This window comes from Micromonospora xinjiangensis, assembly GCF_056150165.1.
In genome coordinates, this window is record NZ_JAXCFO010000003.1 from 83,147 (window position 1) to 100,383 (window position 17,237).

Annotated in this window: 20 protein-coding genes; 14 read left to right on the forward strand and 6 right to left on the reverse strand. The window is 73.3% G+C overall.

Translation table 11 applies throughout. From position 1 onward, the window contains the following. Window positions 1–13 precede the first annotated feature (13 nt). The gene (locus SM573_RS12255) at window positions 14–421 is read left to right on the forward strand and encodes an ATP-binding protein (protein WP_474616355.1); all 408 of its coding nucleotides are present in this window, start codon (window positions 14–16) and stop codon (window positions 419–421) included. Between the two features lie 58 nt (window positions 422–479). Next, complete coding sequence (locus tag SM573_RS12260; RefSeq protein WP_474613485.1) at window positions 480–1,364, forward strand: DUF5926 family protein; 885 nt, start codon at window positions 480–482, stop codon at window positions 1,362–1,364. Between the two features lie 39 nt (window positions 1,365–1,403). On the opposite strand, the gene SM573_RS12265 is transcribed toward SM573_RS12260, so the two are convergent. Beyond that, window positions 1,404–2,618 carry an arginine deiminase gene (locus tag SM573_RS12265; RefSeq protein WP_474613484.1) on the reverse strand — a complete coding sequence of 405 codons (1,215 nt, stop codon included), beginning with the start codon at window positions 2,616–2,618 and terminating at the stop codon, window positions 1,404–1,406. Between the two features lie 160 nt (window positions 2,619–2,778). On the opposite strand from SM573_RS12265, the gene SM573_RS12270 reads away from it, so the two are divergent. The 5 genes from SM573_RS12270 to pheA all read left to right on the forward strand — a co-directional run bounded on the left by SM573_RS12270 (window position 2,779) and on the right by pheA (window position 6,338). Next, window positions 2,779–3,519, forward strand: a complete 741-nt coding sequence (locus SM573_RS12270; protein WP_474616111.1) for a hypothetical protein — start codon at window positions 2,779–2,781, stop codon at window positions 3,517–3,519. Between the two features lie 163 nt (window positions 3,520–3,682). Beyond that, window positions 3,683–4,141 carry a hypothetical protein gene (locus SM573_RS12275; RefSeq protein ID WP_474613482.1) on the forward strand — a complete coding sequence of 153 codons (459 nt, stop codon included), beginning with the start codon at window positions 3,683–3,685 and terminating at the stop codon, window positions 4,139–4,141. Window positions 4,142–4,215: 74 nt separating this feature from the next. Continuing rightward, window positions 4,216–4,605, forward strand: coding sequence for an ACT domain-containing protein (locus SM573_RS12280; RefSeq protein WP_474613481.1), 390 nt, complete (start codon window positions 4,216–4,218; stop codon window positions 4,603–4,605). A 263-nt stretch (window positions 4,606–4,868) separates the two neighbouring features. Next, window positions 4,869–5,372, forward strand: coding sequence for a hypothetical protein (locus SM573_RS12285; protein ID WP_474613573.1), 504 nt, complete (start codon window positions 4,869–4,871; stop codon window positions 5,370–5,372). Window positions 5,373–5,381: 9 nt separating this feature from the next. Then, the gene (pheA, locus tag SM573_RS12290; protein WP_474613480.1) at window positions 5,382–6,338 is read left to right on the forward strand and encodes a prephenate dehydratase; all 957 of its coding nucleotides are present in this window, start codon (window positions 5,382–5,384) and stop codon (window positions 6,336–6,338) included. Between the two features lie 108 nt (window positions 6,339–6,446). Here the strand turns inward: pheA and SM573_RS12295 are convergent, their stop codons facing one another. The 3 genes from SM573_RS12295 to SM573_RS12305 form a co-directional block, all read right to left on the reverse strand. Continuing rightward, a complete protein-coding gene (locus SM573_RS12295) occupies window positions 6,447–7,166 on the reverse strand; it encodes an AIM24 family protein (RefSeq protein ID WP_474613479.1) in 720 nt (239 codons plus the stop codon). A gap of 99 nt (window positions 7,167–7,265) precedes the next feature. Next, on the reverse strand, window positions 7,266–7,613 hold the full coding sequence (locus SM573_RS12300; RefSeq protein WP_474613572.1) for a metallopeptidase family protein: 348 nt from the start codon (window positions 7,611–7,613) through the stop codon (window positions 7,266–7,268). Between the two features lie 117 nt (window positions 7,614–7,730). Next, window positions 7,731–8,162 (reverse strand): OsmC family protein, encoded by a 432-nt coding sequence (locus tag SM573_RS12305; protein ID WP_474613478.1) that lies wholly within the window; start codon window positions 8,160–8,162, stop codon window positions 7,731–7,733. Window positions 8,163–8,290: 128 nt separating this feature from the next. On the opposite strand from SM573_RS12305, the gene SM573_RS12310 reads away from it, so the two are divergent. The 3 genes from SM573_RS12310 (at window position 8,291) to SM573_RS12320 (ending at window position 10,863) form a co-directional block, all read left to right on the forward strand. Further along, window positions 8,291–8,995 (forward strand): hypothetical protein, encoded by a 705-nt coding sequence (locus SM573_RS12310; protein ID WP_474613477.1) that lies wholly within the window; start codon window positions 8,291–8,293, stop codon window positions 8,993–8,995. Between the two features lie 234 nt (window positions 8,996–9,229). Next, complete coding sequence (locus SM573_RS12315) at window positions 9,230–10,051, forward strand: HAD family hydrolase (RefSeq protein ID WP_474613476.1); 822 nt, start codon at window positions 9,230–9,232, stop codon at window positions 10,049–10,051. Next, complete coding sequence (locus tag SM573_RS12320; protein ID WP_474613475.1) at window positions 10,051–10,863, forward strand: HAD family hydrolase; 813 nt, start codon at window positions 10,051–10,053, stop codon at window positions 10,861–10,863. The genes SM573_RS12315 and SM573_RS12320 overlap by 1 nt, the downstream gene beginning before the upstream one ends. Window positions 10,864–10,928: 65 nt before the next feature. Here SM573_RS12320 and SM573_RS12325 read toward each other — a convergent pair whose 3' ends face one another. After that, the gene (locus tag SM573_RS12325) at window positions 10,929–11,522 is read right to left on the reverse strand and encodes a bacterial proteasome activator family protein (protein ID WP_474613474.1); all 594 of its coding nucleotides are present in this window, start codon (window positions 11,520–11,522) and stop codon (window positions 10,929–10,931) included. An 83-nt stretch (window positions 11,523–11,605) separates the two neighbouring features. On the opposite strand from SM573_RS12325, the gene SM573_RS12330 reads away from it, so the two are divergent. Together SM573_RS12330 and SM573_RS12335 are read left to right on the forward strand one after the other, a co-directional pair. Further along, on the forward strand, window positions 11,606–12,433 hold the full coding sequence (locus tag SM573_RS12330) for an alpha/beta hydrolase family protein (protein WP_474616112.1): 828 nt from the start codon (window positions 11,606–11,608) through the stop codon (window positions 12,431–12,433). Window positions 12,434–12,480: 47 nt separating this feature from the next. Then, window positions 12,481–13,674, forward strand: a complete 1,194-nt coding sequence (locus SM573_RS12335) for an ABC transporter substrate-binding protein (protein ID WP_474616113.1) — start codon at window positions 12,481–12,483, stop codon at window positions 13,672–13,674. An 88-nt stretch (window positions 13,675–13,762) separates the two neighbouring features. Here SM573_RS12335 and ddaH read toward each other — a convergent pair whose 3' ends face one another. After that, window positions 13,763–14,596 (reverse strand): dimethylargininase, encoded by an 834-nt coding sequence (gene ddaH, locus SM573_RS12340; protein WP_474613471.1) that lies wholly within the window; start codon window positions 14,594–14,596, stop codon window positions 13,763–13,765. A 59-nt stretch (window positions 14,597–14,655) separates the two neighbouring features. Between ddaH and SM573_RS12345 the strand changes: the two genes are divergently transcribed. Next, window positions 14,656–15,114 carry an Lrp/AsnC family transcriptional regulator gene (locus tag SM573_RS12345; protein WP_281571676.1) on the forward strand — a complete coding sequence of 153 codons (459 nt, stop codon included), beginning with the start codon at window positions 14,656–14,658 and terminating at the stop codon, window positions 15,112–15,114. A 145-nt stretch (window positions 15,115–15,259) separates the two neighbouring features. Then, window positions 15,260–17,137, forward strand: coding sequence for a beta-propeller domain-containing protein (locus SM573_RS12350; RefSeq protein WP_474616114.1), 1,878 nt, complete (start codon window positions 15,260–15,262; stop codon window positions 17,135–17,137). Window positions 17,138–17,237: the final 100 nt, after the last annotated feature.

Here is a 17,237-nt window from a genome sequence, read left to right on the forward strand (position 1 = left end):
ACGGGCCTGGTGCGTGGTGGTCCCCCACCACGCCAGCGGGGCGCGGCTGGCCCGGCGCCGGCTCGCCGACGATCTGGTCGGGCTGGTGCCGCCGGCGCTCATGGCGGACCTGGTCGCGGTCCTCGCCGAACTGGTGGGCAACGCGGTCCGGCACGCCCGTCCGCTGCCCGGCGGAGTCGTGCGGGTGGCCTGGCGACTGCGCGGCCCCGCCGACGCGCCGCACATCCAGCTCCGGGTGACCGACGGTGGGGCCGGCGAGGGGCCCCGGATGCGGCCGGCCACACTCGACGCGGCCGACGGCCGAGGCCTGCACATCGTCTCCGGGCTCGCGAGCCGCTGGGGGGTCGAACGGGACGGGCTCGGGCAGAGCGTCTGGGCCGAGTTCGAACCCGCCGACAGCGACCTCGTCGTCACCGGCTGAGCCCCCGGGGGCGGGTCCTCCCCACACCGGCCGGTCCGGGCCTCTAGGCTGTCTCGCCGTGAGCAAGCGTCGAAAGAGCCAGCGGGCCGCCGAGAGCACTCCGAAGCGCGAGAAGGTGCGTGACATCTTCGTGCCGCGCCCGTTCGAGGGGCTGGTCGACGAGCCCGAGTGGATCGCGCTGCGCGAGCTGGTGCCGGCCGCGTCCGCGCCGCTGCGGCTCGCTCCCACCCTCGTGGAGGAGTTCGGCGACCGGCCCGTGACCCTGGCCACGGTGCTGCCGATGGCCGCGCCGGCGATGACGAAGCCGGACGGGCGGGTGCTCATCGGGCTCCAGCGCCACCTTCAGTCCGGCGACGTCTCCCGGGACCTGGCCGAGGCGCTGCTCTGCGCGCTGCGTACCGAGCCGGGTGGCCAGGTGTCGGTGCCCCCGCTGCCCGGCCCCGGGCCCCGCCTCCAGGACATCCTGGCCGACGGACCGCTGGACATCAGCATGCACGACGGGTTCGAGTTCTGGCTCGACCCGGGTGCGACCGACGACCCGAACGTGCAGGCGTCGCTCGAGCGGGCGAACGCCGCCATCTACCCGACGGTGCGGCTGACCGCCGCTAAGGCCGCGTACTGGTGCCAGGTGCCGGAGAAGGCGCACGTGCGCTGGGTGCTGCCGGAGGACGAGGACGCCGCGCTGGACGCGCTGGCCCGCCTCGGCGCCGCCGGCACGTTGACCCTGGGCGACGACACCCGGTTCGCCGGCATGTTCCGCGCCCACGGTCGGCTGGCGCCGGTCTGGGACCTGCCCGAGCAGACGCCCGCCGCGGAGTGGGAGGAGCCGGTGGCGCAGTTCGCCAAGCGGTACGCCGACGCGCTGGCCGACACCGCCCCGCTGGACGCCGCCGGTCGCCGCGCCCGGCAGGGCCTCCTCGGCCGTCAACTCACCCTGCGCTGACCCGGCCCCGGGCGACGTCCGGGCCGACGCGTCGCCGGGTCAGCCGTGCAGCGGCTCCCGCACCAGCGGGCAGGACATGCAGCGGGGACCGCCGCGCCCGGAGCCCAGCTCCGAGCCGGCGATCGGGATCACCTCGATGCCGGCGCGCTCCAGCTGCGCGTTGGTCTCCACGTTGCGCTCGTAACCGACGCAGAGACGCGGCGCGAGGGCGAGGGTGTTGTTGCCGTCGTCCCACTGCTCCCGCTCCGCGGTGACCGGGTCCAGGCCGGTGTCGATGACGCGGAGCTGGTCGATGTCCATGGCGTCCGCGGCGGCCCGCAGGAAGGGGGCCGGCCCGTCGACCCGCGGGTCGCCACCGTCCGCGCCGGCGATCACGGTGTACGCCGACAGCGTGTCGGCGACGTTCGGATACATGATCACGGCGTCGACGTCGACCATGGTGCAGACCGTGTCGAGGTGCATGGTCGCCCGCTCCTGAGCGACCGGAACCACGAGGATCGTGTGCGCCAACCCGGCGGCGAACACCTGCCGACCGAGTCGTTCCGCGCCCGCCGGGGTCGTCCGCTCGCCCACCCCCACCGCGATCACACCCGGCGCCAGCAGCAGCACGTCGCCGCCCTCCAGATGCTCCAGACCCGGGTGGTAGACGAACCCGGTGCCGGCGAAGCGCGGGTGGTGGCGGTAGATGGCGTTGGTCAGCGTGCTCTCCCGCCGACGCGCCGGCATCGCGAGGCTCGTGACCCCGACGCGGTCCCGGATCCAGAGCGAGGAGTCTCTCGTGAAGAGGAGGTTGGGCAGCGGTTCGATCACGAAGTCGTGCCGGTCCATCAGTGTGTAGACCAGCCCGCCGGGGCGTTCCGGGCTGATCCGCAGCTCCTCGTGGGCCAGCCCGGCGATGAGCACGTCGGCGAGCGCCGCCGGGTCCAGGTACGCCAGGTGGTCGGCGACCCGGGCGCGCAACGTGTCACCGAGTCGGGGAGAGCTGAGCACCTGCTCGGTCAGTTCGGCGCGGGCGTCCGCCACCGCGAGCGTCTCGGCGAGCAGGTCGGCGAGGTAGAGCACCTCGACACCGCGCTCCCGCAGCGCCGCCGCGAAGGCGTCGTGCTCCTCCTGGGCACGACCCACCCAGGGGATCGCGTCGAACAACAGGGTGTCGTTGTTGCGAGGGGTGAGCCGCGCGAGTTCCGGGCCGGGACGGTGCAGCAGGACCGTCCCGAGTCGGCCGACCTCGCTGTCCACGTAGTGGGTCACCATGGCAGCGTAGGGCAGGGTTTGGCGGCATCCGGTAAAAGAAGTGGGGATGAATATGGCATTCATCCACAGTCACTCCGGCGCTCCACCTTGCCGAGCCCCCCGACTGGCAACGTAGGGTAGTGAGGACATAACTTCGAGGGACCTTTTGCCGGAGGTCGCGATGACTGTCTTTCCCGCTCGTCGAGCCGTACCCACCACCCGGGCACTGCCGCCCGTGGCGGTGCCACACCCGCGGACGGAGTCCCCGGGGGTTCTCGAGTCGGCCCGTCCGACACCCCTGGAGTGGGCCCGCCGTCGGCGGGCGGAGCGGGGCGCGCGACGGCTCGAGGCGGCCGGAGCCCGGGCGCTGGGTCAGCTCGACCATCTGGGGCCCGCGTGGCACGTCATCGAGTGGCCTCGCACCGACGCGGCCGACGTCCTGCTCGACCGGCCCCACGAGGAGCGCGCCGGGTTCCTCGCCATCGGGCCGAGCGGGCTGTTCGCGGTCACCATCGCCGACCACGGCCGGGCCCGCGTGCTGGTGGCCGGCGACGTGGTGCAGATCAACGGCAAGCGGCCGCCGTACGTGGCCGAGGCGCGCCGGGACGCCAAGCGGGCGAGCAAGGCGCTGTCGGACGCGGTGGGCCTGCCGATCCCGGTGACGCCGGTGCTGACCTTCGTCGGCTCCGGCGTCATCAGCGTCTACGGCCTGCCGAAGGACTGCCTCATGGCCACCCACCGCGAGCTGGACCGCCTCCTCGTCGCCGGTGGCAACCGGATCAGTCCGGCCACCGCAGAGAAGCTCTCGCGGGTGGCACAGCACCCGAGCACGTGGCTGAACGGCACCTACCGTCCCGCCGCCGACTACCGGTGGTACGAGGGCGGCCGAACGGCCGCTGACAAGCCGGCGAACCGCCGGTAACGTCGTCGGCGACGTCACGAGGGGGAGCCGGCAACGGCCGGCGTCGCAGGTCCGTGCTGTCGGGCGGCCGTCCGGCGCCGGCGCCGCCGCTCAGCGGCGCACTCGCCGACCGACTGGTAACCGGCTAGCGTGGACAGTCCGTCGGTGTACATAGGAGGCGTCGGTGGCCCACGTCGAACTCTCGCTCTCGGAGGCGTTCGTGCCGTCGGAGCGGGCGTCGACAGAGCCGGAGGTCGACAACTTCGAGCAGTGGTCGTCGACCGTCTCCCACGCCGACGAGCCGTGCCTGCTGATCGCCGCCGACACCCGGGTGGTGGCGATCTCGTCCGCCGGCTGCGAGCTGCTCTGCCTCGGCGAGCCGGAGGCGGTGATCGGGCGACCCCTGCTCGACGGCGGGCTGCGCCTGCTCGACTTCACCGCCAACCGGGGCGAGCTGACCGAGCAGGAGATCGACAAGATCCCCCCGCTGCTGGCGCTCTCCTCCGGGCGGCTCGCCCGGGGCCTGCTCCGGGTGCAGGGGACGATCGAGGGAGCACCGGTGTCCACCGTGGACGCCATCTCGACCCCGGTGCTCACGGCCGGCACGGTCGCCGGGTCGTTGACCTTCTTCTCAGGCGTCTGACCTGCGGCGACGTGTGGCGTTCGCCGCACGCGCCGCAGTCGGGCCGGCCCGGTCCGAGGCCGTAAGGTGCCCTCATGCTCGATATCGCTCTGCTGCCGGGGGAGTACGCCGTGTGCCGGATGGCCGCCGGCACCGACCTGCCACCCGCGCTGTCGAGCGGGCTCGACGCCGCCGACGTGGTGACGGTGAGCTGGACCGCGGACGGGATCTCCCTGATCTGCCCGCTGGACCGGGCCCCCCGGCAGGCGGTCGTGGAGACGACGTGGCGTTGCCTGCGGGTCTCCGCACCGGAGGACGTGGCCGTGGCCGGCACCCTCGCCAGCCTGGTCGACCCCCTCGCGGGCGCCCGGGTGAGCACGGTCGCCTTCTCCACGTTCGACACCGACTACCTGCTCGTCCCGACGGTGCGGCTGGGCGAGGCGACCGCCGCGCTGGAGCGCGCCGGGCACCGGATGATCGGGTGACTTCACCGCCGCGGCGGATCCTCCTACGATGGGCTCGGCCACCCCGGCCGTAACGTCCCCGCTGCCCCCAGGATCGGCCCGTGCCGCCCACCCCGCCCCGCCGTAGCACGCTGTCCCCCGCCGGCCCGACGTTGCCCGGCGCACGCTCCGCGCCGCCGGGCGTCCGGCCGACCCTGGCCGACAGGTGCCACCCGCCGCGCCACGGCGCCTCCGCCCGCCTCCACCCCCCGACCGGTCACCGGTCCCGCCTCCCCGGTGCCGCGCTGGCGGTCCTGGCGGTGCTGACGCTGCCCGGCTGTGGTGTGCCGCCCGAGATCAGCCAACCGGCGTCGGCCGGGTCGACGACCGCCCCGCCGGCCCCGACCTCGGTCCCCACCCCGGCGGTGCCGCCCGCCACCGGGCTGCCCTCGACCGTTCCGGGCCTCCCGTCGGCCTCGACCGATCCGGGTCTCGTGGCGACGCCGTGCCGGAACGGCCCGAGCGGCTCGCGCGTCATCCAACTGCTGCGGGGTCGCGCCGGGGTGCTTCCCGACGACATCGGTGTCCAGGTGGGCACCGGCCCGCTCTGCGCCGCCGACTGGCAGTACACGGTGCTCAAGGTGACCGGTCACGAGGAGCTTCAGGTGGTGACCCGGGGCCGAGCCGACGCGCCGCAGCTGGTGACCGCCGGCACGGACGTGTGCAACGCCGAGGTCCGGGCCGTGGGGCCGGTCGGAATCCGCACACTGGCCTGCGACGGCGGCACGCTGGGCGTACCGGGTGCGTAGGCTGGTCGCATGCCGGGAACTCCACCGACGCGCTTCGTCTACCTAGGGCCCGAGGGCACCTTCGCCGAGCAGGCGCTGCGCACCATCCCCGCCGCCGAGAAGGGCAGCCGCACACCGGCCCGCAGCGTCGGGGAGGCGCTGGAGAGCGTACGAGCCGGTGACGCCGACTCGGCCCTGGTGCCGCTGGAGAACTCGATCGGTGGCGCGGTCGGCGTGACCCTGGACGAGTTGGCCGAGGGCGAGCCGCTGGTCATCACCCGCGAGGTGATCCTGCCGGTGGAGTTCGTGCTCGGCGCGCGTACCGGCACCGAACTGGCCACGGTCGGCACGGTGGCGGCGCATCCGCAGGCCTCCACCCAGTGCCGGAACTGGCTGCGCGCCCACCTGCCCGACGCGGTCGTGGTCGACGTGCTCTCCAACGGGGCCGCCGCGGCGGGCGCCGCGGCCGGCGAGTACGACGCCGCCATCTGCGCACCGATCGGCGCCGCCCGGCACCGGCTGGCGGTGCTGGCCGACAAGATCGCCGATCACCCGGACGCGGTGACCCGCTTCGCGCTGCTCTCCCGCCCCGGGCCGCCTCCGCCGGCCACCGGTGACGACGTCACCTCGCTGGCCGTCTATATCGCCCACGACCGGGTGGGCGCGCTGCTCTCGGTGCTCATGGAGCTGGCTGTGCGCGGGGTCAACCTGACCCGCATCGAATCCCGGCCCACCGGGGAGGCGCTGGGCCGCTACGTGTTCTTCCTCGACTGCACGGGGCACGTGGCGGACGTCCGGCTCGGCGAGGCACTGCAGGGGCTGCGCCGGGTCTGCGCCGACGTGCGCTTCCTCGGCTCGTACCCCCGGCACCGGTGGACGGAGGCGGCGGGCGAACGACCGGTCCCCCCGCCGCCCGGTCTGTCGGACGTCGACTACGCCGACGCGGCGGCCTGGCTCGCCCGGCTGCGCGCCGGCGAACTGACCTGACCCGCGACCGGTGTGCTGATCACACACCTGGGCCGGGTGAGCTGACCCGGCCCGCCGCCGGCGGGCCGACCCTTGCCCGGCCGGCGCACCGGCCGGGCGCCCGGACGCTCAGCTCAGGAGGCCGCCGAGCAGGCCGCCCTGCTGCTCCTGCGCACCGCTGCCCATCACCGGCGGCTCCTCGGAGGGCTGCACCACGACGAAGCCCTGACCGGCGAAGCTCATCGTGAACGCCTCGCCGGTGCGCCGGCCGAGAAGCGTGCCGAGACCGAGCTGCTCGGCACGGTGGTAGCCGGTCTGGAGGCTCGCCGACCAGCAGACCGCGGCCTGCGGGTCGACGTAGGTGGGCTGGTCGACGTTGAGCACCACCGGCGTGCCCTTGGTGGTGATCGCGATCCGCCCGTGGCCGCTGAAGACGCAGTTGAACAGCCCCGAGGCCGCCATGCCGCTGCCGCCGACCATGCGGATGTCGTACTGGAGGGTCGAGTCGAAGGCCAGCACGCTGGAACCGTTGATGGAGAGGGCGTCGCCCGGCTCCAGGTCGATGATGTGCACGTCCTTGGCCAGCTCGGCCAGGAACACGTCACCCTGACCGCTGACCTTCATCAGCGGCACGCCCTCGCCGGTGAGTTTCTGCTTGAGGAACTTGCCCAACCCGCCGGAGCCCAGCGCCTGGAACTGCACGTGCCCCTGGTAGGCGACCATCGACCCGACCCGGGCCATCGCCTCACCGTTGAGCTCGATCTTCAACATCTTCGAGTTCTGCAGCCGCATGCCCGGCTGCGCGGACTCCTGCTCCAGGTTCTCCGCCGAGAACAGCGAGCTGCGCATGAAGTGCCTCCTGAGGTCGTGTTGCCTGTCACGACCGTAGGCGACCACCGCAACCAGCAGCATCGGCCTGGCGGCGGGCCCGGGGCGGACGACCGGCCGTCAGCCCCAGCCGAGCGCGTGCAGCCGCTCGTCGTCGATGCCGAAGTGGTGTGCGATCTCGTGCACCACGGTGACGGCCACCTCGTCGACGACGTCGTCCTCGTCGTCGCAGATCCGCAGGATCGGATGGCGGTAGATCAGGATCCGGTCTGGCAGGACCCCGCCGTAGTCCCAGCCCCGCTCGGTGAGGGCGTGCCCCTCGTAGAGACCGAGCAGGTCCTCGTCGCCCGGCGGCGGATCGTCCTCGACGAGGATCACCACGTTGCTCATCAGGCCGAGCAGCTCCTCGGGCACCTCGTCGAGCGCGTCGGCGACCAGCTCCTCGAAGCGTTCGCGGCTCATCTCCACCGGCACTCCGCCATTCTGCCTGACGTCCGTCCGCTTCCGGGGCTTTCAAGATCAAGGCACGTTCACGGAAAGAGGACCCGTGGGGACTCTTCCCGTGAACGTGCGATCAGCGAGAGATCAGGAGGCGAGGCGGGCGGTGAGGGTGATCTCGGCGCCGGGGGAGAGCAGGCGGGAGATCGGGCAGTTCGCCTTGGCGGCCTCGGCGAGCTTCTGGAACTCACCCTCGTCGATGCCGGGCACCTCACCGACGGTCTCGAGGTCGATCCGGGTCACGGTGAAGCCGGCGTCGGTCTTGTCCAGGTGGACCTTGGCGGTCGTCTCGACGGAGGTGGGCGTCGAGCCGGCGTCGGCGAGCGCCTTGGAGAAGGCCATCGAGAAGCATCCGGCGTGCGCGGCGCCGATCAGCTCCTCGGGGTTGGTGCCTTCCCCCTCCTCGAAGCGGGACTTGAACGAGTAGTTCCCCTGGAGCCCGCCCTTGCCGGTGCGGATGCTGCCGGCACCCTCGGTGAGGTTGCCCTGCCAACGTGCGGAAGCGGTACGGATAGGCATGGTCAGACGCTATCGGAAAGCCGATCCCCCTGCGACGGCCTCGGCCGACGCCCGCCGTGCGATCCCCGTCACCGCTCGTCCCCTGTGCCATGATTCGAGCAGTCGCGTGACCGGCGGAAGGATGGCCGATGTCCCGAGAGATTCCCATCCCACGACAGGACGACCGGTCCGACGGCACGGCCGTGATCGAGTGGGGCGACTCCGAGCCGGCCGCGCCGGGGAGGTCCCGGCGTCCGCTGGCGGCGTGGGGACGGGACCACCGGCTCCCGCCGCTGGTCGCCGGATTGGGCGCGGTGGCCGCCGTCGCCTCGCTGCTCGGCGAGTGGGTGGTGATGACGCTGCCCGAGGGAGGTCGTGAGGGTCCGCTGGAGGTGCCGGCCGGAGTCGGTGACATCGGCGCCTTCGGGATCGGCTACCTGGTCGGGCTGCTCGTGCTCGTCTGCGCCGTGGCACTCGCGCTCGGCGGTACGCAGGCCGTGCGACCGAACGCCCGGGTGGCCGGGCTCGCCCTGGCCGGGGCGCTGCTGGTGCTGCTCGCCGCCGCCGCCTCCGAGCTGGACGACTCGAGCCGACGCCTCGTCTACACCCCGGACGAGGGCTTCCAGGTCGAGTACGGGCGGGGGCTCGTGATGGCCTTCGTCGCCTGCGCGCTGCTCGGGGTGGCGCTCCGGCTGGCGTCGTACGCCACCCCGCCCGACGAGGCCGACCCGCCCGTGGCGGCGTTCCGCCGTAGGCGGTCAGTCCGGGAGGAACCGGACGACGAGCCGCCCGCCCCGGCGGACCTGACCGTGCAGCCGACGGTTCCGTTCGCCCGGCCGGAGTCACCCCTCTGAGCGCCGGCTGGCGTCCGGACACCGCCCCGGGGCGGCCCGGCGGGGAGGGTCGGACCGGCCCCGGGCCGGGCGGCACCGCCGACACCGGGGGTGTGCCGTCGGTTGGCATCCGATTCGCCTGGAAGCCATGGTTGCGACCGGTTCGGCGAGGTACGGTTGCTGCCCGCCGTCACTCCGGGTCGACGATCGACCACTGAACGGCTGGTTGCGACGGCGGCGGGCGAAGGAGGAACGATGACCCGCCCGGGACTGCCCAAGCTGATCGCCACGGACCTCGACGGCACTCTCGTCCGCAGCGACGACACCGTCTCCGCGTACACCCATGAGGTGCTCGACCGGGTGCGGGCCGCCGGGATTCCGGTGGTGGGCGCCACCGGCCGCGGCCCCCGGCTCACCGAGCTGACCCGCAACGACATCCGCGCCGCCGACTTCCTGGTGATGGCCGGCGGCGGGCGCGTGGTCGACCAGAGCGACCCGGCCGGCCCCGTGGTGCTCCGGGACGAGCGACTCCCCGCCGACGTGCTCGCCCGGATCCTGGCCGACCTGGAGGCCGAGGTCGGCCCGCTGACCGTCATGGTGGAGGCGTCGGACGAGCACGACGCGCCGCTGTGGGGCGACTACGACCCGACCTGGCCCTACCAGGACCGGTTCGAGACCCGTACCCGCGCCGAGTGCCTCTCCAGCGACGTGATCAAGGCCTTCGCCCGGACGACCGGCCATCACGTGGACGAGCTGCTCGACGTGGCGCGACGGATCGTGCCGCCGGAGGTGGCCACGCTGACCCAGGCCGGGCTCGGGTTCGTGGAGATCTGCCCGCCGGGGGTGGACAAGGCCAGCGGCCTGGCGGTGGTGGCGCAGACGCTCGGTGTCGACCCCGGCGACGTGCTCGTCTTCGGCGACATGCCCAACGACCTGCCCATGTTCCAGTGGGCCGGCTGGTCCCGGGTGGCCGTCTCCAACGCCCACCCGACCGTCCGCGCGGCGGCCGACGAGGTGACCCTGCGCAACGACGACGACGGAGTGGCGGTCTACCTGGACCGACTACTCTCCCGGTGATGGGAGATACACCGCGGCTGGTCGCCACCGACATCGACGGCACCCTCATCCGGGACGACCGGACGGTCAGCCCGCGCACGGCGCGCGTGCTGACCCGCATCGCCGCGCAGGGCACGCCCGTCGTGCTGGTGACCGGTCGGCCGATCCGCTGGCTGAAGCTGGTGTACGAGCAGCTGCCCGAGCCGCTGCCGGCGGTCTGCGCGAACGGCGCGGTCGTCTACGACCCGGTCAACGACGAGGTGCTGCGCGCCGACCCGCTCGCGCCGGAGCTGCTGGCCGAGGTGGCGCGCCGGCTGCGCGACGAGGTGCCCGGGGTGACCTTCGCGGTGGAGGTCACCGACAGCCGGCAGATGCGGCACGAGGTGCACTACCCGCTGCGCTGGGACGCCGACCACGACGCGATCCGCGCGGTGTCCTCGCCCGAGGAGCTGCTCGCCGCCCCGGCGGTGAAGCTCCTCGCGCGGGCCGGCGAGCAGGACCCGGACGCGTTCGTCGGGGTGGTGGCGGCGGCGCTGCGCGGGCTGGCCGAGGCGACACACTCGTCCTACTCGGGCCTGGTGGAGATCTCCGCGGCGGGCGTGACCAAGGCGGCGGGCCTGGCCTGGTACTGCTCCCGGCTGGGTATCGACGCGCGGGACGTGGTGGCGTTCGGCGACATGCCCAACGACGTGCCGATGCTCACCTGGGCGGGCCGGGCGGTGGCGGTGGCCAACGCCCACCGCGCCGTCCTGGAGATCGCGCACGAGGTGACCGCCGCCAACACCGAGGACGGCGTGGCGGCGTACCTGGAGAAGGTCTTCGGCGTGGAGTGACGGGCCGGCGCAGGTCGGACTCCTGGCCGTGTCCGGCGCGGGTCGCGCCGGACACGGCTCGCGGGTCAGAGGTACTGGCCGGTGTTGTGCCCGTCGCCCGGCGGCTGGCCCATGCCCGGCATCCCCGGCGCCACCGCGCCCGGGCCGCTCGGCAGCGCCCGGCCGGAACGCATCTGCTCCAGCTGCACGCGGGCGGCCATCTGCTGGGCGACCAGTGCCGCCTGGATGCCGTGGAAGAGGCCCTCCAGCCAGCCGACCAGCTGCGCGTGGGCGACGCGCAGTTCGCTCTCGCTGGGCGCGCCCTCCTCGGTGAACGGCAGCGAGATCCGCTCCAGCTCCTCACGCAGCTCAGGGGCGAGACCCTCCTTGAGCTCGACGATGGAGCGCTCGTGGATCTCGCGCAGCCGGTGCCGGCTGGCGTCGTCGAGCGGAGCGGCCTTGACCTCCTCCAGCAGCTGCTTGATCATGCTGCCGATCCGCATCACCTTGGCGGGCTGCTCGACCAGGCGGGTGGGGTCCTCCCCCTGTGCGTCGTCGGTCTGCACGGTGCCGACCGGTCGGCCGTCCGGCCCGACCACCACCACGGTGCCGGAGTGACCGGTGCCCTCGTGGCCCGGCTCGTCGTTCTGTCCAGAGCTCGCTTCGGTCATGGGATCCATCTTGACCCAGTGCCCGCCACGGCCGCTCGGCGGGACCGATCCCGCCGGCAGGGACCACCCGTCCGGCGCGCTACCGTCGCGCCATGTCCGCCGACCCGCGCGCCGTCCTCACCCGGCCCGCACCCGAGCCCGACCACACCGTGGCGTACGGCGACCATCCGGACCAGATCGCCGACCTGCGGGAGCCGGCGGGGACGGGCCCGGCCCGGCCACTCGTCGTCGTGGTGCACGGCGGCTTCTGGCGCGCCGAGTACGACCGGCGGCACACCGGCCCGCTGGCCGCGGCGCTGGCCGCGCTGGGTCACCCCGTGGCGCAGCTGGAGTACCGGCGCACCGGGCAGCCGGGCGGTGGCTGGCCGAACACGCTCACCGACGTGCTGACCGGCGTGACCGCGCTGCCCGAGTTGGCCGCCGCGGCGATGCCGGGACGGGTGGGGCCGGGCGCGCCAATCCTCGTGGGACACTCCGCCGGAGGGCACCTGGCGCTGTATGTCGCCGCGACGGCGCCGACGGTGGTGGGCGGTGTCCTCGCGCTCGCCCCGGTGGCCGACCTCGCCGAGGCGTACCGGAGGGATCTGGACTCCGGGGCCGTCGCCGCGCTGCTCGGCGGCGGGCCGCACGAGGTGCCGGAGCGGTACGCGGCGGCGGACCCGCGGGGCCTCGTACCCATACCGTCACGCGCGGTAGTCGTCCATGGTGTCCGGGACGCGCAGGTGCCGGCAGCGATCAGTCGGGACTTCGTCACAGCGGCGCGCGCCGCGGGTTCCGATATCGCCCTCTTTGAGCTGCCCGAATGCGAGCACTTTGGGCTCATCGATCCTGAGTCGGCCGCCTGGCCGGTGGTGCTCCGCGCGTTGCGATCTCTGGACGAAGATCAGCAGCCGATTGACGCAGCGTCGCCAAGCAGGTAGAACGCCGGAGGGGCGACCGCCCTGAAACTCCCGTTGGAAGGACTCGGGTGTCGCAGATGAACCGCAGACGGGCGCTCCAACTCCTGGCCGCGCTCGGTACGACCGGACTCGTCGCGGCCTGCGGCAACGACACCGACGGCGAGTCCGCCGGCGGCACCAGGAAACCGATCAAGATCGGCCTCATCGTGCCCCAGGCCGGCAGCCTAGCGCCCATCGGCGAAGAGATCACGAACGGTTTCCAGCTCTTCCTCGACCTGCACGATCAGCAGCTCGCCGGGCACCCGGTGACGCTGGTCACGGCCGACGAGGGCACCGACGCGAAGTCCGGCCGGGCGGCCGTCGACGAGTTGCTGAAGCAGGGCGTGCTGGCGCTCACCGGCGTGGTCAACTCCACCGTCATGCTCGGTATCCGGGACACCGTCGAGCAGGCGAAGGTGCCGCTCATCGGCTCGAACGCGTCGCCGAGCACCCTCCAGAGCGTCGTCTACATCTGGCGGACGTCGTACGTGCTGAGCGAGGCGGGCGAGGCGCTCGGCAGCTACCTGAAGCAGCAGCTTCCGAAGGGCAGCCGGGTGGCGATCATCATGCCGGAGAACGTCGGCGGCCAGGACGTGCTGCGCGGTTTCCAGCGGCAGTTCGGCGCCTCCGACCCGCGCATCGCCGACCCCGTCACCTGGACCACCCCCGCCCCCGACCCGGGAGGACGGGCCTTCGTCCAGGACATCCGCAACGCGCTGCGGAAGAACCCCACCGCGGTCGTCTGTTTCTTCACGGGCACCGCCGGAGTGGAGTTCGTCAAGCAGCTGCGGGACGAGGGGTACGGGGGCCCGGTCTACGCCCCGGGCTTCCTGACCGAGGGCACGGCACTGGAGAACATGAAGGAGAAGGCCCTCAACATCCAGACCGCGCTGAACTACTCGGCGGACCTGAGCAACGTGTCCAACCGGGTGTTCGCGTCGGCCTACCGCAAGAGGCACCACGTCTCGCCGACCACCTACGCCATGGCGTCGTACGACGCGGCGTACGTGCTGCACCAGGCCATCGAGCTGGCCGGCGACGACCCGAAGCCGCAGGACGTCAACCTCGCGCTGGGCAAGCTCGGGCAGATCGACAGCCCGCGCGGCACCTGGCAGTTCAACCAGTCGCGTACGCCGCAGCAGAAGTGGTACCTGCGTCAGGTGCAGCGCGACGGCCAGGTCATGTCGAACGTCCTGCTCAGCGAGATGGGCACGCTCGGCTGACCCGCCGCGCCGACCGGACACGGACAGGGGCCGGCCTCCGCTCACGGGGGCCGGCCCCTGTCGCGTACGCGCCGGGCGGCGCCGGGTGTCAGGGCCGCAGCTCGGCGATGCAGCACTTCACGCTGCCGCCGCCCTTCTTCAGCTCCGACAGCTCGACCGGTACGGGGTGGTAGCCGGCGGCCGCCAGCTTCTCGGCGAGCCCTCTGGCCTCACTGTTGAGCACGACGTTCCGCCCGTCGCTCACCAGGTTGAGGCCGAAGGCCATGGCGTCGGCGTCGTCGGCGACGACGGCGTCCGGGAACAGCTGCGCGAGCACCCGCTGGCTGGCCGTCGAGAAGGCGCCCGGGAAGTAGACGATGTTGCCGTCGTCGATCGCGGCGAGCGCCACGTCCAGGTGGTAGAAGCGGGGGTCGACGAGGCGCAGTGAGACCACGGGCCGGCCCAGCGCCTCCTGCGCCTCGGCGTGGGCCGCCAGCTCGGTGCGGAACCCGTGCCCGGCGAGGATCAGGCCGCCGTGCGCGTCCGGCACGTACGCGAAGTCGCCCTCGCCCTCGTTGGTCTCGCTCGGCGCGATGAACCGCCAGTCCCGCGACTCGTAGAACGCCCGGTGTGCGGCGGCCTCGGCGGCCCGCTGCTCGTGCTTGAACCGCGCGCCGTAGACGGTGCCGTCCACCACGAACGCGCCGTTGGCGGCGTACACCATGTCGGGCAGACCCTGCTCCGGGGTGAGCAGGTGCACCTCGTGACCGAGGGTCACCAGGGTCTCCCGCAGCCGGTCCCACTGCTTCACGGCCAACTCGGAGTCGACCGGGGTGGTCACGTCCATCCACGGGTTGATCGCGTACTCGACCGCGAAGTGCTCCGGAGAGCACATGAGATATGTCCGCTTTCGCGGCACTCGCTGGTGGTTCACGGTGACCAAGAGTAGGTACCGTAGAACTTTGGTAACAGCCACAAACATTGCTTCCCAGAGGCGGAACGTTGCAGATAGACGCCGTTGACCAGCGGATCATTGCGTTGCTCGTCGCCGACGCCCGGGCGTCGTACGCCGACATCGGCACCCGGGTGTCACTCTCCGCCCCCGCCGTCAAGCGGCGGGTCGACCGGCTCCGTGCCGCCGGGGTGATCCGGGGATTCACGGCTGTCGTGGACCCCGCCGCGGTGGGCTGGACCACCGAGGCCTTCGTCGAGCTCTTCTGCGCCGGGCGGACCACGCCCGCGCAGATCGGCGCGGCGGCCCGCCGCCACCCGGAGGTGGTCGGGGCCTACACCGTCTCCGGTGAGGCCGACGCACTCGTGCACCTGCGCGCCGCCGACATCGCCCACCTGGAGGCCGCGCTGGAGCGGTTGCGCGCCGAATCGTTCGTCACCTCGACCCGCAGCACCATCGTGCTCTCCCGGCTGGTCGAGTCGCCCGGCGTCGGCCCGTCCGCCGGCTGACCCGGCACCCCACCGCCGTCGACCCGCCGGCCGCCCACCGTGGTGATCAAGAGGTTCCGGCTGACCCCTCGGGATTCGGGCGGCCTGCGGGAGATCGGCGGGGTGGTCGGGGAACCGCGGCGGGGTAGGTTGCGTCGAACGGGCCATGACACGGGGAACACCGATCGCCGCGGTCGGCACGCTGGCCGCGCTCACCCTGCTTGCCGCCAGCGGCCTCCCCTCCACCGGCCTGCGAGAGCCACCCCCGGCGGCCGCCGCCAGCGGACCGTCCCGACTCGTGGCGTACGAGACGTGCGCCGAGGCGCTGGCGGGGCTGCGGGCCGCCGCCACCCGGGCCGTCGGGCCGTGGGGCTTCCAGGACCGGGACCTCATGACGCCCAAGAACGCGAGGACCGCGGCCGGCGCCCGGTTCGACACGGAATCCGCGCCGGAGCACTCGACCACCAACGTGCACGAGATCGGGGCGGACGAGCCGGACCTGGTCAAGACCGACGGCCGGCGGATCGTGACGGTCAGCCGCGGGGTGCTCCGGGTGACGGACCCGGCGAGCCGGCGGACGACCGGGACCCTCGACCTCACCGGGGGCTCGCGGCCGGAGCGCGGCTGGGAGCGGAACCTGCTGCTCTCCGGTGACCGGGCGCTCGTCCTCACCGCGCCGAGGGTGATGATGCGCGGGCTGACCGACGAGCAGCCCGCCGGCGAGGAGGCCCTCCTGACCCTGGTGGACCTCGCCGGGACGCCCGCCGTGCTGGGCTCCTACCGGATCGAGGGCACCCTGGTCGACGCCCGGCAGACCGGCGCCACGGTGCGGGTGGCCGTCCGCTCCCGGCCCCAACTCGACTTCACGGGCGACTCGATCGCCGGCGACGCCGAGCGGACCGCGGCGAACCGCGCGGAGATCGCGGCGGCGGGGATCGAAGCCTGGCTGCCGGCGTACGAGTGGACGTCCGGCCGGGAGCGCCACGCCGGCCGGGTCGGCTGCGACCGGCTGAGCCGCCCGGCCGACGCGACCGGCACCTCGGTGCTGACCCTGCTCAGCTTCGACCTGGCGGCGCAGCGCCTCGGCGACGGCGACCCGGTGAGCGTCGCCGCCGACGCCACCACCGTCTACGGGACCGCCACGAGCCTCTGGGTGGCCGCCGAACGGCCCCGGATGCGAGCGGGCGGTGACGCCGCGCAAACGGCCATCTGGGGCGGGCGGCGTCTCGACGTGACCACGACGATCCACCAGTTCGACACGGGCTCCCCGGGCCGGCCGCGTTACCTGGCCAGCGGCAGTGTGCCCGGCTGGCTCGTCAACCAGTACGCCATGTCGCAGTGGCGGGGCGACCTGCGGGTGGCCACCACGGTCGACGGTGTCGCGGGGCGCGCGGCGCCCTCCGAGTCCGGTGTCCACGTGCTCCGCCGGCAGGGCGGCACGCTCGAGCAGGTCGGCGCCGTCCGGGGCCTGGGCCGGGGTGAACGGATCCACTCGGTGCGCTTCCTCGGCGGCACGGCGCACGTGGTGACGTTCCGGCAGACGGATCCGCTCTACACGCTGGACCTGACCGTCCCCACCGCACCGCGGGTGACCGGCGAGCTGAAGATCACCGGTTACTCGGCGTACCTGCATCCGATGCCGGACGGGCGCCTGCTCGGCGTCGGGCAGGAGGCCGACGAACGTGGTCGGACGCGGGGCCTCCAGGTCTCCCTCTTCGACGTGCGGGACCCGGCCCGACCGGTCCGGCTGGACCGGTACCACGTTCCCGGCGCGCGCTCGGCCGTCGAGGCCGACCCGCACGCGTTCCTGTACCACGAGGAGACCGGCCTGCTCGCCCTGCCCGCCGACGGCGGGGTACGGCTCCTGCGCGTCTCGGGCACCGGCATCGACGAGATCGGCCGGGTGACCCACCCGGGCGGCCGCGGCTGGAGCCTCAACCGGTCACTGCTGGTCGGCGACGCGCTCTGGACCGTCTCCGACACCGGTCTGCGGGCCAGCGACCCGCGCACCGGACGGAGCCTCGCCTGGCTCCCCTCGACCTGAATCTCCCTCCCCCGCGGGTGGGGCCCGGTACGTCGGGGCCTCCGGGCCCCACCCGCCTTGACCTCAACCCCGGTTCACGGTGTCGACTCGACGGGGAACC

Excerpts from the sequence above, each read along its gene's own strand:
- SM573_RS12320 (WP_474613475.1), top strand. The coding sequence starts at position 10,051 with ATGGGAGATACACCGCGGCTGGTCGCCACCGACATCGACGGCACCCTC.
- pheA (WP_474613480.1), top strand. The coding sequence starts at position 5,382 with ATGCCGGGAACTCCACCGACGCGCTTCGTCTACCTAGGGCCCGAGGGC.
- SM573_RS12295 (WP_474613479.1), bottom strand. The coding sequence starts at position 7,166 with ATGCGCAGCTCGCTGTTCTCGGCGGAGAACCTGGAGCAGGAGTCCGCG.
- SM573_RS12310 (WP_474613477.1), top strand. The coding sequence starts at position 8,291 with ATGTCCCGAGAGATTCCCATCCCACGACAGGACGACCGGTCCGACGGC.
- SM573_RS12265 (WP_474613484.1), bottom strand. The coding sequence starts at position 2,618 with ATGGTGACCCACTACGTGGACAGCGAGGTCGGCCGACTCGGGACGGTC.
- SM573_RS12270 (WP_474616111.1), top strand. The coding sequence starts at position 2,779 with ATGACTGTCTTTCCCGCTCGTCGAGCCGTACCCACCACCCGGGCACTG.
- SM573_RS12315 (WP_474613476.1), top strand. The coding sequence starts at position 9,230 with ATGACCCGCCCGGGACTGCCCAAGCTGATCGCCACGGACCTCGACGGC.
- SM573_RS12305 (WP_474613478.1), bottom strand. The coding sequence starts at position 8,162 with ATGCCTATCCGTACCGCTTCCGCACGTTGGCAGGGCAACCTCACCGAG.
- SM573_RS12325 (WP_474613474.1), bottom strand. The coding sequence starts at position 11,522 with ATGGATCCCATGACCGAAGCGAGCTCTGGACAGAACGACGAGCCGGGC.
- SM573_RS12330 (WP_474616112.1), top strand. The coding sequence starts at position 11,606 with ATGTCCGCCGACCCGCGCGCCGTCCTCACCCGGCCCGCACCCGAGCCC.
- SM573_RS12350 (WP_474616114.1), top strand. The coding sequence starts at position 15,260 with ATGACACGGGGAACACCGATCGCCGCGGTCGGCACGCTGGCCGCGCTC.
- SM573_RS12280 (WP_474613481.1), top strand. The coding sequence starts at position 4,216 with ATGCTCGATATCGCTCTGCTGCCGGGGGAGTACGCCGTGTGCCGGATG.